The 13488-nt window shown below is 32.7% G+C and carries 11 protein-coding genes, 1 other RNA gene and 1 pseudogene; 6 read left to right on the forward strand and 7 right to left on the reverse strand.

Features of this window, described 5'->3' with window-relative positions:
- The 3 genes and pseudogenes from ES674_RS15390 to ES674_RS09030 all read left to right on the forward strand — a co-directional run.
- Positions 1 to 224: pseudogene (locus tag ES674_RS15390) on the forward strand (helicase); the annotation flags it as partial.
- Between the two features lie 779 nt (positions 225 to 1003).
- Positions 1004 to 4258, forward strand: coding sequence for an Eco57I restriction-modification methylase domain-containing protein (locus tag ES674_RS09025; RefSeq protein ID WP_148403682.1), 3255 nt, complete (start codon positions 1004 to 1006; stop codon positions 4256 to 4258).
- A gap of 78 nt (positions 4259 to 4336) precedes the next feature.
- Positions 4337 to 5074: an SOS response-associated peptidase gene (locus ES674_RS09030; protein WP_148403683.1), complete on the forward strand. Its 738-nt coding sequence runs from the start codon at positions 4337 to 4339 to the stop codon at positions 5072 to 5074.
- 42 nt (positions 5075 to 5116) lie between these two features.
- On the opposite strand, the gene ES674_RS09035 is transcribed toward ES674_RS09030, so the two are convergent.
- The 4 genes from ES674_RS09035 to ssrA all read right to left on the reverse strand — a co-directional run bounded on the left by ES674_RS09035 (position 5117) and on the right by ssrA (position 8526).
- Entirely contained in the window at positions 5117 to 5605 is a 489-nt protein-coding gene (locus ES674_RS09035; RefSeq protein ID WP_148403684.1) for a hypothetical protein, read from the reverse strand.
- Positions 5606 to 5765: 160 nt separating this feature from the next.
- Positions 5766 to 6752, reverse strand: a complete 987-nt coding sequence (locus tag ES674_RS09040) for a DUF262 domain-containing protein (protein WP_148403685.1) — start codon at positions 6750 to 6752, stop codon at positions 5766 to 5768.
- Positions 6753 to 6754: 2 nt separating this feature from the next.
- Positions 6755 to 7339 (reverse strand): hypothetical protein, encoded by a 585-nt coding sequence (locus ES674_RS09045; RefSeq protein ID WP_148403686.1) that lies wholly within the window; start codon positions 7337 to 7339, stop codon positions 6755 to 6757.
- 791 nt (positions 7340 to 8130) lie between these two features.
- Positions 8131 to 8526, reverse strand: a transfer-messenger RNA (tmRNA) gene (ssrA, locus tag ES674_RS09050).
- 198 nt (positions 8527 to 8724) lie between these two features.
- Between ssrA and ES674_RS09055 the strand changes: the two genes are divergently transcribed.
- From ES674_RS09055 to ES674_RS09065, 3 genes are read left to right on the forward strand one after another with little or no spacing between them, the layout of a single operon-like run.
- A complete protein-coding gene (locus ES674_RS09055) occupies positions 8725 to 9927 on the forward strand; it encodes an NAD(P)-dependent oxidoreductase (protein WP_148403687.1) in 1203 nt (400 codons plus the stop codon).
- Positions 9928 to 9937: 10 nt separating this feature from the next.
- Positions 9938 to 10720: an SDR family NAD(P)-dependent oxidoreductase gene (locus ES674_RS09060; protein WP_148403688.1), complete on the forward strand. Its 783-nt coding sequence runs from the start codon at positions 9938 to 9940 to the stop codon at positions 10718 to 10720.
- A gap of 9 nt (positions 10721 to 10729) precedes the next feature.
- Entirely contained in the window at positions 10730 to 11098 is a 369-nt protein-coding gene (locus ES674_RS09065; RefSeq protein ID WP_148403689.1) for a DUF1801 domain-containing protein, read from the forward strand.
- Here the strand turns inward: ES674_RS09065 and ES674_RS09070 are convergent.
- From ES674_RS09070 to kdsA, 3 genes are all read right to left on the reverse strand, one after another.
- Positions 11093 to 11557 (reverse strand): GNAT family N-acetyltransferase, encoded by a 465-nt coding sequence (locus tag ES674_RS09070; protein ID WP_148403690.1) that lies wholly within the window; start codon positions 11555 to 11557, stop codon positions 11093 to 11095. The two genes, ES674_RS09065 and ES674_RS09070, sit on opposite strands and share 6 nt — an antisense overlap.
- Before the next feature lie 2 nt (positions 11558 to 11559).
- Positions 11560 to 12417 carry a hypothetical protein gene (locus ES674_RS09075; RefSeq protein ID WP_148403691.1) on the reverse strand — a complete coding sequence of 286 codons (858 nt, stop codon included), beginning with the start codon at positions 12415 to 12417 and terminating at the stop codon, positions 11560 to 11562.
- 250 nt (positions 12418 to 12667) lie between these two features.
- Positions 12668 to 13486, reverse strand: a complete 819-nt coding sequence (gene kdsA, locus ES674_RS09080; RefSeq protein WP_148403692.1) for a 3-deoxy-8-phosphooctulonate synthase — start codon at positions 13484 to 13486, stop codon at positions 12668 to 12670.
- Between the last annotated feature and the right edge of the window lie 2 nt (positions 13487 to 13488).

Raw genomic sequence — 13488 nt, forward strand, 5'->3', positions numbered from 1 at the left:
TAGGTGATTTATTAGAGAAATTGACCAAAAATAATATCAGAGCAACTACCTCTAAAGTTTCTGAAACTCTTAAAAGTCAGTTTGACTTAAAAAGCACGAATGGTGCCTATACTAAATATTATTTAGCATTACAGCCAAGCTCAAATACGTATAAAGTTGAAGAGCTAAAATTGAAAGGTAGATATTATACATTCATGCAACTGGATTTTATGAGTGAAGAATAGCGTTGATTTGTTGTAGGTCTTAAAAAAGGCTTAATAGTCAATTAGTTAGATGGTAACAAAAGGTCAACACGACGTCAACAATTGGGATTGCATGATTATGTATATTTTAATTTGTTGATGCAATGTTGACCTTTAATTGTTTAGTTATCAATTGATAACGGAGCTGTCAACAAATCAACAGCATTTTATTGAAAATTTATTTACTCATATCTTTTCCTATCAACAACAAAATTTAAATTGCTAAAAAATGTTAGTTATTAATTATGGAAGAATATAAATTACATGATCAGTACAATTTCATGAATGTCAATTTAAATGGTGTAACACACAAAAAGCTCAAAATAGTTCTTGACAGTTTGGTGTTGACAACAAAAAAAGTCGAAATGACCACATTTGTAGTCTAAATCAACGATGAGATTTTAAAACATCAACGGTGAGATGCTAAATTATCAACGGTGAGATATATTTAACCAACGGTGAGAATATTTTCATCAACGGTGAGATTGCTGGTGTCAACGGTGAGAATATGTTGAAATTGGTTACAGATGTAGTCAAAAAGAGTACAACCGTAACCATTATCAACGTTGAGATTCCAATTCATCAACGTTGAGATTCCAATTCATCAACGTTGAGATTTTTCAAATCAACGTTGAGATTCTCAAAATCAACCTTGAGTTTTTAAGACAAATGTTGTTAACTTTTAAAAGTTTCCTCATTTTAGGTGTTTCCTATTTCAGCATTTAAACCTAACTTCCAGTTTTTAAAAACAACATAGTTGCATGGCATTATTCCAATCTTCCGTACTTAAATCTCACCTTGCTTTACTTGATGAGAAAACAGTTGAAAAAGCATATAAAAATTATCAAAAATACTTCTGGAATGCTACCATTCAAGAAAATATAAAGAGTGCCAAAGAGGAACAATATCAAGCTACATTTTTACATGAATTATTCGTTAATATTTTAGGCTATACGCTGTTTCCAAACCCGAAAGCTAACCTGACAACGGAATTTAAGAATGAAAAAAATGCCCGCAAAGCAGATGGTGCTATTTCAAAGGATGGTGCAGTAGTTGGTGTTATAGAGTTAAAAGGAACTAATACCAAAGATTTAGAAAGCATTCGTAAACAGGCGTTTGATTATAAAGCCAACCATAAAGGTTGTGTTTATATTATAACTTCCAATTTTGAAAAGCTTCGGTTTTATATTAATGATGCAACCGAATTTGAGGAGTTCGATTTGTTCACACTCTCCAGAGAACGTTTTAATTTACTGTATCTGTGTCTTTATATTGACAAAATTTTAAACCATGTACCGCTCAAAATTAAAGAAGCGTCTATTGCAGAAGAAGAGCAAATTACCAAAGCATTTTATAAAGATTACTCCATTTTCAAAAGGGAATTATACCGTGATTTAGTTAAGAGGAATTCTAAAACGGTTACCAATAAATTAATCCAACTAAATCATATAGACCACGATGCGGATATTTTAAGCCTTGAAAAGAATGTCAAGCTCACGCTCTTTAAAAAGTCACAAAAGTTAATAGACCGTTTTCTGTTTATCTTTTTTGCCGAAGATAGAATGCTATTACCTTCCAATTCATCCTTACAAATTTTAAACAAATGGAAAGACGATTGGGATTTTGGTGATGAACGCCCATTATACGATTTGTTTAAGCAGTATTTCACTTTTTTAGACATTGGCCGAAAAGGAACTGAAAAACGTGCGGAAATTTATGCGTATAATGGCGGTTTATTTAAACCCGATGCTATTTTAGATGCGCTGGAAATTGATAATGATTTATTACATACCTATACGCTCAAACTATCTAATTACGATTTTGAAAGTCAGGTAGACGTTAACATTTTAGGACATATTTTTGAAAATTCCTTGAATGAAATTGAAAGCGTAAATGCCGAAATTGAAGGTGGTGATTTTGACAAACAAACCAGTAAACGTAAAAAAGACGGTGTTTTTTACACACCTAAATACATTACCAAATACATTGTTGAAAACACGGTAGGGAAACTTTGCAATGAGAAGAAAGCTGAACTTGGTTTTGATGAAGAACAATACTTTAAAGGACGTAAAAACCGTAATAAAAGTACCATTGAAAATCTGGTAAACATCTTGGATACCTATCGGAATTGGCTATTGCAACTTACCATTTGCGACCCAGCCTGTGGTTCTGGAGCATTTTTAAACCAAGCACTGGATTTCCTGATTAAAGAGCATACCTATATTGATGAACTAAAAACAAGAATTTTAGGAGGTGGTTTACAGTTTCCCGATATAGAAAACACCATTTTGGAAAACAATATTTACGGTGTCGATTTAAACGAAGAATCTGTGGAAATTGCCAAGCTCTCCTTATGGTTACGTACCGCACAACCACGACGTAAATTGAATGATTTAAGTAGTAATATTAAATGTGGAAACAGTTTAATTGATGATAAGAAAGTGGCAGGCGATAAGGCTTTTAAATGGAATGCCGAATTTCCTGATGTGTTTAGAAAAGGAGGTTTTGATGTCGTGATTGGGAATCCGCCTTATGTAAGACAGGAGTTGTTGAATCAAATTGAAAAAATATATTTGATAAAAACATATAAGGTAGGAAACGGAACTGCTGATTTATATGTTTACTTCTATGAAAAGGCAATTAACCTTTTAAACAATGGAGGATTTTTAGGGTTCATAACACCGAATAAATATATCAAAACAAATTATGGTAAGAATCTTAGAGAATTTCTTTCCAAAAGTGGAATCCTAAAAATAATTGATTTTGGAGAATTATCAGTGTTTTCAGATGCAGCCACATTTCCTAGCATTTTAATTAGTAGAAGTAGGTGCGATAATGATTTTTTTAACTTTAAACAAATAACTTCATTGAAGGATATTCAAGTTGAAATTAATAATGAGGCAAATAATATTCGTGTTGCAACTAAATCCTTAATGAAGTCCGAATGGAGATTTATTGAAGAAGAACAAAGTGAGTTAATTACTAAAATGACTGTGAATTCAACTTCATTAGGGAACTTAGTAAATATCAAGCGTGGTGTTCTAACTGGTTATAACGAAGCTTTTATCATTGACGAACCAACAAAGATAAAACTCATAGATGATGATTTTAAAAGCGCTGAAATTATAAAACCTTTCCTTTCCGGGAAGGATATTCGTAAAAATCAAAAAAATTTCAGAGATCAATTCTTGATTTTTACCCGCAGAGGAGTAGATATTAGCAGATATCCAGCAATTAAAAAACATCTATCGAAATTCGAAAAAAGATTGACTCCAGGGATAAAGGGAGGTAGAAAAAAAGGCGAATATGAATGGTATGAAATCCAAGATTCGGTTGCTTATTACGAAATGTTTGAGAATAATAAAATTATTTATCCTGAAATGGCAATGGAATCGAGATTCACTTATGACATTGAAAATTTTTATACAAATAACAAGTGCTTCATTTTTAATTATCCAAACTCATCTTTGAGCGCATTACTAAATTCAAAACTAATCTGGTTTTATTTAAAAAATTCTTGTTCTGTTTTGGGCGACCCAAATAATGGTGGAAGACTTGAACTAAGGTCTAACTATATGACAGAAATCCCAATAAACAATTTATTCATTTCTCAAGGAGATAACTTTAAGATACTCGCAGATAAATCAATTGAACTAACAATATCAAAAATTGAGATTATTAGTTCATTCAAGGACTACTTGAAATCAACTTTATGTTTTGAAAAATTTACACGAAAATTAGAATGCTGGCACGACATATTTTTCAGCGAATTCATTAAGGAACTTCATAAGGTTATAAAAAACACCAATAAAGAAAGAGCAAGGGAAAACCTTGACATAACTCCAGCTCTCACTAAAAAAGACGAGTTTGAATGGATGGAACTCTTTGAGGAAAACAAGAAAAAAGCCAATGAACTTCAAGCTCAAATAAACCAAACAGAACAAGAAATAGATGCTATGGTTTATGAGTTGTATGGCTTGACAGAAGAGGAAATTGCAATAGTAGAAAACTCTTGAAAGCTTTAAAAAAAAGTCAGCCGAATAATTTTAATAGTAAGTATCAAATCTTGTTATTCCATATATAAATTAAATCCCATGTGTTTTCATACCAGCACCACATTTAAAACTAAAAAGTTAGAAGCCTTTTATAAAGTTAAATTAGGCGATGAGAGCAACCGAGATAATTTTGACAAGCCAAATTACCATCTTAACGGATTCTCCCATCCTAATATGCTTATAATTCCGCAACAGAAGTCTAATGTGTTAACTCCAGCAGTTTGGGGCATCGTTCCAAGTGGAAAATCTAAAAGTGATATAAAGCCCTATTTTAAGGAATCGGTTAAATATGGGGGTGGTTTAAATGCGCGGTCCGAAAAGGTTTTTAAGCATATTATTTATAAAGATTCCATTATGACCAAGCGTTGCATTATTCCCGTTTCAGGTTTCTTTGAGCCACATGACCAAAAAGGAAAGAAATATCCTTTCTATATTACAACTAAAAATGAAGAACCAATTTCTTTGGCTGGGTTATATACCATTATTGATACGGTTGTTACATTCACCATATTAACGAAAGAAGCATCACCACTTTTTGAGAAAATACACAATAAGAAAAAGAGACAACCCCTAATTTTGGATATTGAAAACGCACATAATTGGCTTTCTGTAGATTTAAATGAGTCTGACATTCACGAACTCCTTAATGTTGACTATACTGAAAGTACATTAAACGCTTATACGGTTAATAAAGAACTATTTAGTCCTAAATTTGATAGTAATGTTGAGGGCATTTTGAATCCAGTTAATTACCAGGAGTTAGACCTCAAAGTTTAAGGTTTTTTTTTGATTTCTACCACAGTACTTTGTTGTGTGTAGTTATTTTTTTAGCATTTTTTTAATTTGTTTTTCTAATTCCTTTTTGTCCATTTTAGAATATTTGTCCAAAACATTGTTCCTTTGGTCAGGTTCCTTTTCTATTAATAGCTTATAATATTCCAGTACTTTATTCATAGATTTTATAGAAGAATCTTTTAAGTCATACTTATTTTCTGTTCTGATTTTATTTGCTAATTGATTGCTTGTAAACACAATATTAATTTCGTCATAATATTTGTATTTCCTATCAGTGTCCATAAATTCCTTTAACGCTGAAAAATTCACAGGGAAGTTCGGGTATTTCACAAACTGATAAGTTATATAATCCGCGGATTTTGACACAAATTCTTTGTCGGCTTGTTCAACTGGATTAGTCGAAAGCCATTCGATTCCAGCCAGTATTTCAGATTCAGATTTTATATCTATCTGTCCGAATATTTTAAATTGCACAGAAAATATAATTAATAAACTTAATGCTGAAAGTTTCATATTCGTCTTTTTTTTTAATTACACACAACGTTTAGTATATGAAAAGTAGGCGATTTCGAAGCACCAAAATTTCGGTTGAGCACAAACTTTGATATGAGCCAAATACCTTGAATTTATTACTGGTTCGCCTATTTTTTATATACATTGTTACCAGCTTTTTTTATTCATTTATCACTTTTGCGATAATACGACCTCTTGTAATTCTGGCACTTCTACTATTAGTTCCTTGGATAACATTTTTTATATATTCTTGCACGTCAGGTGACATATCTTCTGCCTCCACTTTTGCATAAAAGCCTTTCAAATTAGTCTCGATTTTTTTGTTATCGTATTTTTTTGACTCCTTAAACTGTCCTCTATGAAGCTCAACGATTAGGGTGAATAAGTCATTCTTTTTATAAACTCTTGACTTTTCATCGAAATTTAAAGACTCAATTTGATTAAGTATAAACTCAATTTCTGTTTTCAGCTTTTCAGAATCAGGAAACTCATCATTGTATTTTTCAAGGAATGTCTCGAATTCTGTTTCAAGATTAAAATAACTTGATAATAAAGTTATAGAAGTTAACAAAGAAAAACCTAGGTCTCTCATTCTCTTTATATCGTTGTTGGTAAACACTGAATGGTCTTCGAAAAATGAATTTTCAGATAATTCTTCAGCAAACATTTTTAGTGCTCCATCAAATCTTGAATTATGAATTTCAACTGCATTTAAAGAGTAATTCGTTGAGTTTATTCGTTGAAAAATAGTTTTAATATTCTCAATTGTTTGTTTCCCTAAATCTCTTATAACGACTTCATATTCTAAAAAATCTTCTTGTTGCTGTGGGGTAAGTTTTTCATAAGGCAAAACGTCAGAAGGATATTTAATCTCATCTGAACCAGTAAAATATTGATATAAAGTTGAAATTCTTTGTTGACCATCAACAATCATTTCGTTTCCTTCTCCACTAGTAAGATTTACGTCTCCTGCGGCAATGTAAATTTCTGGAAAAGGGAGACCTTCAAGAACTGTTTGAATAAATGCAATCTTATGTTTATTTGCCCATACTAGTCTTCTCTGAAATTCTGGGCGTGGAATTAATGTTCCATTTTTAAGACCTGAAAGTAATTTTCTTAATCTTATGTTTGTTCCTGATGTTTTCATTTTTATTTAATTTCTAATTTGCATTCTGAAATAGATTTTAACTGATATTTCTCTAAAAAATGCCAATTTCTATAAAGTCCACCTCTGATTTTGTAAGGCCCAAATTTGTTACTTGAGGTCATTTCATTAAAAAAGTCCCACCACTGATTTTGAGTAAAATCAAATTTTGGTGATGTAGGCAACATATCTGGTCTCATCCAGCCTTGGAAATGATATGTAGTAAATTCTTGTTGTTTATTCCAATAACCTTTGTCCTCTATATAATCATATAGTAGCTTCCAGATATCATCAAATAGGGTTGGAGAAATTATTGCAACATCTATATCTGATTCCTCGCCAAAATCTCTATATCTTTTTTTTCCTTTTCTTAAGTTTTCAGAAATGGAGAAACCGAGTTTCCCGGAACCAACTATTAGAACTTCATTTGGATGAATACCAAAATGGTCTGCAATTGAGCCTTTCAAATCTAAATACTTATCAGAATCTAAAACAAAACTATCTCCAGACGTGATGAACTTTCTGACGACATCTACATCTTTTTTTAATTTAAGTTCAGATTTGAATTCTTGTATTTTATCTTCAATCATTTTGTCTAATTGCTGGTAACATGTGTGTATGAGTAAGAGTGTGCATATATCTGTATTATATACACCAATTCTTAAATATATATAATTATCTGTCACAACGTAAAAATAATGCAACATTCTGAAAGGACAATAAGGTAAACCATAATCTCAATAAATAAATTTTAAATATGGATTAAACTAAATTTATTGGTCATGTTCAAATTAAATAGAAATGAATAAAATTTCATGAGATTTATAAATACGATATTTGAAGCACCTAATGTTTAAAGTGTAAGGATAGCAAACTCAAGTTTATCCGCTTATCGCCTCAATATATGATTATAATTTCGTAACAAGAGTCTAATGCGTTAATTCCATCGATTGTGGTATCGTAGAAAGAGGAAAAAACTAAAAGTGAAATAAGAACTATTTTAGAGAATCCGTTAAAAATGGAGGTAATTTGAATGCGAGGTCTTATTACAGGTTTCCTGCATTTTATTTATAAAGATTCCATTTTGACTAAACGTTTTTAAGTTCTGCATCGGGTTTCTTTGAGCCACATAACGAAAAAAGAAAGAGTATATATTTTTAGGTTTTTTGTTTTGATTAGTAATATACTTTTTAATGATAAATCGCATTTAATAAAATGATTTCTAGTTTTTTTTACGGTAAAAAATTTAACTACTGTGTTAGAGTCGTAAATAAGATAAGATATATTTTAAATGGAAAAGATAGTTGTTAACAATTTTATTGTCACCTGAATTGTCACCTATAAAAATAAAACCCTGTAAATCAATGATTTACAGGGTTAAAAGTGGAGTCGGAGAGAATCGAACTCTCGTCCAAACAAGCCATCAAAGGGCCTTCTACGCGTTTATTCTTTTCTTGTTTTTTCGATTGCAAGCTGGTTAAAGACAACCTACTTACAACTTATCTTTTTAGTTTCACATACACATCAAAGCGCTATGTATGCTATATTAACATTTACGATGCCTCTTATAGAACGCCGTTAATCAAGGCTTTCAGGAGACATTTAGCCTTCCTACCTAGTAGGAATAAGCACAAATCTTACTATAATTCAGATTATGCAGCTAAAGCGTAGTTATTCTCGCCGTTTAAAAGTTTGACCTAGCCTTTTACGTGTTTCAAAGTCATTACACGACGTGCTTACCGTTTGAGTGATCTCGCTGTCAAAACCAGTCGACCCCGTTAATTTCAAATTATTTCCTGAAATGGATAGCAAACTTACAAAAAAAAAGTTGTGCAACAATCCAATTCCATGTACTTTCGTGCAAAACACGTACCACAATATTTTTCGGTAATTGTGTCAGTTAAAGTATAAACGCATTTTCGTTTTCCTAAACGGTTTAATTTAGGGTAAATGAATAAATAACACAGGAGTCTCCATGAAATTTGCCCTTATAAAAGAACGTAAAAACCCACCAGATAGACGCGTGGTTTTTTCTCCAGAAAAATTAGCCGAAGCACGCAATCAGTTTCCTGAAGCTGAATTTATAGTTGAATCTAGCGATATTCGCATTTTCCCTGATAGCGCTTATAAAGCTTTGGGTTTTAAAGTAACCGATGACGTAAGCGATTGTGATGTGATGTTAGGCGTTAAAGAAGTTCCTGTTGATTATCTAATTCCAAATAAAAAATACTTTTACTTTTCACACACTATAAAAAAACAACCTTATAATAGGAGGCTTTTACAGGCTATGTTAGAAAAGAACATCGATATGTATGACCATGAAACGATTGTGCGTCAAACAGGCTCTAGGCTTATAGGGTTTGGTCGTTATGCAGGTTTGGTTGGTGCTTATAATGGTTTTCGTGCTTTAGGTTTGCGTGATGGTTTATTTAAGTTACCTAAAGTGGAAACACTGGCAGATCTAGATGCAGTCAAAGCAGAATTGGATAAAATAACGGTCCCAAATATTAAAATTCTTCTTACGGGAACCGGGAAAGTGGCACATGGTGCGCAAGAAATTTTAGATCATTTGCAAATTAAAGAAATCAGTGATGCTCTTTATTTAACTAGCACATTTACAGAGCCGGTTTACTGCTTGGCTAATGTTATGGAATATAATAAGCGTAGAGATGGTAAAGTAGGGAGCAAGGCACAATTTTATAAAGATCCATCAGAATACGAAAGTAATTTCATGGCTTATGCTAAAGAAACTGACGTTTTTATAGCCGGACACTTTTATGGTAATAATGCGCCGTATTTGTTTACAAGAGAAGATGCCAAAAAACCAGAATTTAACATCAATATGGTGGTAGATATTAGTTGTGATGTGGACGGTCCAGTGGCTTCAACATTACGCGCGTCGACTATTGCCGATCCTTTTTATGGCTATGATGTAACAAACGAAAAAGAAGTTGCTTATGATGCCAAGGATGCTATAACAGTTATGGCGGTCGATAATTTACCTTGTGAATTACCCAAAGATGCTAGCGAAGGTTTTGGCGATATGTTTTTAGAACATGTTATTCCTGCTTTTTTCAACCAGGACGAACGTGGTATACTGAAACGTGCTCGGATAACGGAAAATGGTAAATTAACCAAACGTTTCGCATATCTTCAAGATTATGTAGATGGTAAATAATTTGTAATTTATGATTAAAACAGCCTTAATTACAGGTGGTGCTTCAGGTTTAGGTTATGAGTTTGCGCTTCTTTTTGCTAAAGATGGTTATAATTTGGTGTTGGTAGATATCAATGCTGAAAGTTTAAACACAGCACAAAAAAAAATCAGCGATTTATATGCTATTGATGTGAAGCTTATGACGAAAGATTTAAGCCTGATAAATATAGCTTCAGAAATTATTTCCGAATTAGGAGATACCCATATTAACGCTTTAGTTAACAATGCAGGTTTTGGAGTTTTTGGTGCTTTTCATGAAGCGGATTGGGAACGCCAGTCGGCCATGTTGAATTTACACGTTTTAACTACCTCCCATTTAACTAAATTAGTTTTGATTGGTATGGTAGAACGTGGTGAAGGTAAAATATTAAATTTATCATCATTAGCAGCGTTTGAACCAGGACCATTAATGGCCTTATACTATGCAACTAAAGGCTATATCTTGTCGTTTTCCGAAGCCATCGCAAACGAATTAAAAGACACTGGTGTAACCGTTACAGCTTTATGTCCAGGACCTACTAAAACTTTATTTCAAGAGGCGGTTGCTAGTAATTCTTCAGAAAATAAAATAAAATTTAATATGGCTAGTGCTCAAAAAGTTGCAGCCTATGGTTATAAATCTATGATGCAGGGGAAATCAGTTGCTATTCCTGGATTTATTAATAAAATATTAGCATTTATGCCACGATTTATTCCTAGAAATATGGCAACAAGCATCGTTAGAAAAATTCAAGAGAAAAATAGAGCTGTTTAATGTAGTAATATGAAACCAGCTGAAATTTATATATTAAATCAAGAAGAACCGAATAAATCTATCTTGATGCATCTTCAAGCGGTTATTCGACATGCCTTACCAACTGCCGAATTAAACTATAAATGGGGAATGCCGTGTTATTATATAGATAAGCGCCCTATTTGTTACATGAATAGCCATAAAGATTATGTGGATTTAGGCTTTTGGCATTCGGCTCACATTTCCAATAAATTTGATGCGTATTTGGTAAATGAAAACCGAAAAATAGTAAAGTCCTTGCGCTATAAAAAGCTAGAAGATGTGAATGATGACATTTTAACAGCCATACTTCAGGAGATTTATTTACATAAAGATAAATCCTTTTATAAAAAATTATAAAATTTTATAGATTAGGTAATTATCAAACATTTCACTTTTAATCTGTTTCAATTGTTTCTTTTCAACTTCATAATAGTAATCATCAAAGAAGGTCAAAGCTGTTTTAGGAATATCGGATTTGATTTCTTTATATCCCGTCATCATGACATAAGATTCCATAACGCGTAATAATTTAGCGCCAATTCCTTGACGTTTATGGTCTTTATGAACATACAAACCTTCTAAATAATTGCCTTGTGTTAAATAGGCAAAACCAACAATTTGGTCATGTAATTCGGCTACAATAAAATAGTTTTTTGTAATTCGTGTCGTCCATTTTTTAGTATTATCGGCACCTGAAGCCCAAGCTAGAATCTGATTTTCTGTATAATGCTTGGAGTTTAAGTTAAGGATAGTTTCTCTGAAAAGGCTCGTTATTTCAGATAAATCATCAATTTGTGCTTCTCTAATTTCTATCATATTTATATTTTGAAAATACCACCTAAAGATACGACGCTTTGCACAAATAGAAAGTCTTGAGATGCGCTATCATTGGTGCTTCGCGTGGTTCTAATTTTAGGCATATTAATGTAACCACCTTTCAAATCACCCTGAATGAAAAAATATTTCAAAAAAGTCAGATTTATTCCAGCACTCAAGGAGAGCCCGAAACCCGAAATATGAAAATCGTCATGACGCTCCTTCTGCATTAATGTGGTATTTGTTTTCGGATATAAAACACCTGCTCCAAAACCTTCAGTAATATTAACTTGAAAAATATCTGTGTTTTTAATCCCGAAAATTTTTGAAATATCATCAAATCGGCCTAATTCGAAATACACGTAATTTAAACCATCCGTATGTTCAAACATTAAAAATTCTTCTGCTAATTTAATGTTTTCATTTTCATAAATAGCATTATAAGCAGCGCCAGCTTGATCTGCCGGCACATTAATGAAACCGCCTATAGTGGCAAACTGATCTTGGGTCATTACATATTTCATATGGTCCACGCCTAAAGCCAAATAGTAATTATCCGTTAAAAAATAACCAACTTTAAAATTGGTTTGTGGAATGGTCATTCGTTTCGGATTAATATAATCCACATGCCAGCCTTTTGGCTTATCATGCGCTTTCACATCCTGAAGTGTAAAGTTGTAATCATTACCTTTAAATGTAATATCAGATTTGGTATAGGCTGATCTATTGCCACCCCAACTGATAAAAACTTTCCCTTTTTGGTGAGCTGTGTATTGTGAGGTAGAATCTTTTTGAGAAAAAACGCTCCCAGTTAAAATGCTAAAAAAAACCAGTAGCATTTTAGTTGGCTTTGCTATCATTAGTAATATGCTTTAAATTGAATTAAGAGGTTAGACGTTAATGGCGTCCATTCCTTAAGCTTTTGAATAGAAAAAAAGAGAACCTTTCGTATGTGGTTGATTTTCAGTTGAAAATGTATGACAGAAATAGGTGGAACCGTTCTTTATTCAGTTTGCAAAAGTAGGCATAATAGTTAATGTTTCTTAAGTAAATTGAGATAGATATTTGCAAATTCTAAACGCTACTAAAATTTGAGGAAAACCTTATAAATTATAAGCTTTGAACTACTTTCCTGATGGCCACTAAATTGGTAAGTAATTTTTCTAAATTGTCTAAGTGAAGCATATTGGCGCCATCGCTTTTGGCGTTAGCGGGGTCAAAATGGGTTTCAATAAATAAGCCATCCACGTGATTTACAATTCCTGCTCGCGCTATGGTTTCAATCATATCTGGACGACCGCCTGTAACACCCGCCGTTTGGTTAGGCTGTTGCAAAGAATGCGTTACGTCTAAAATAGTTGGTGCATATTCGCGCATAGTTGGAATACCGCGAAAATCTACAATCATGTCTTGGTAGCCAAACATGGTGCCTCTATCGGTAATCCAGGCCTTATCGCTTCCAGAGTCTTTAACTTTTTGAACAGCATGTTTCATGGATTCAGGACTCATAAATTGTCCTTTTTTCAAATTTACAATTTTGCCAGTTTGGGCAGCAGCTACCACTAAATCGGTTTGGCGTACTAAAAATGCTGGAATTTGTAAAACATCTACATATTCAGCGGCCATTTCGGCATCCGAAATTTCGTGGATATCGGTAACGGTTGGAATATCAAAAGTTTCAGAAACTTTTCTTAAAATTTTAAGCGCTTTTTCATCGCCAATACCAGTGAAGCTGTCTATTCGACTACGATTTGCTTTTTTAAAACTTCCTTTAAATATAAAAGGAATGTGCAGATTATCTGTAATAGACATAATTTTTTCTGCAATTCTTATAGCCATTTCCTCACTTTCTATAGCGCATGGTCCTGCTAAAAGGAAAAAATTATCAGAATTGGTATGTTTTAATTTCGGTACCTCGTTAAGTGTCATTC

Origin of the sequence: Bizionia myxarmorum (assembly GCF_008086205.1) — a bacterium.
Taxonomy (GTDB): Bacteria; Bacteroidota; Bacteroidia; order Flavobacteriales; family Flavobacteriaceae; genus Algorimicrobium; species Algorimicrobium myxarmorum.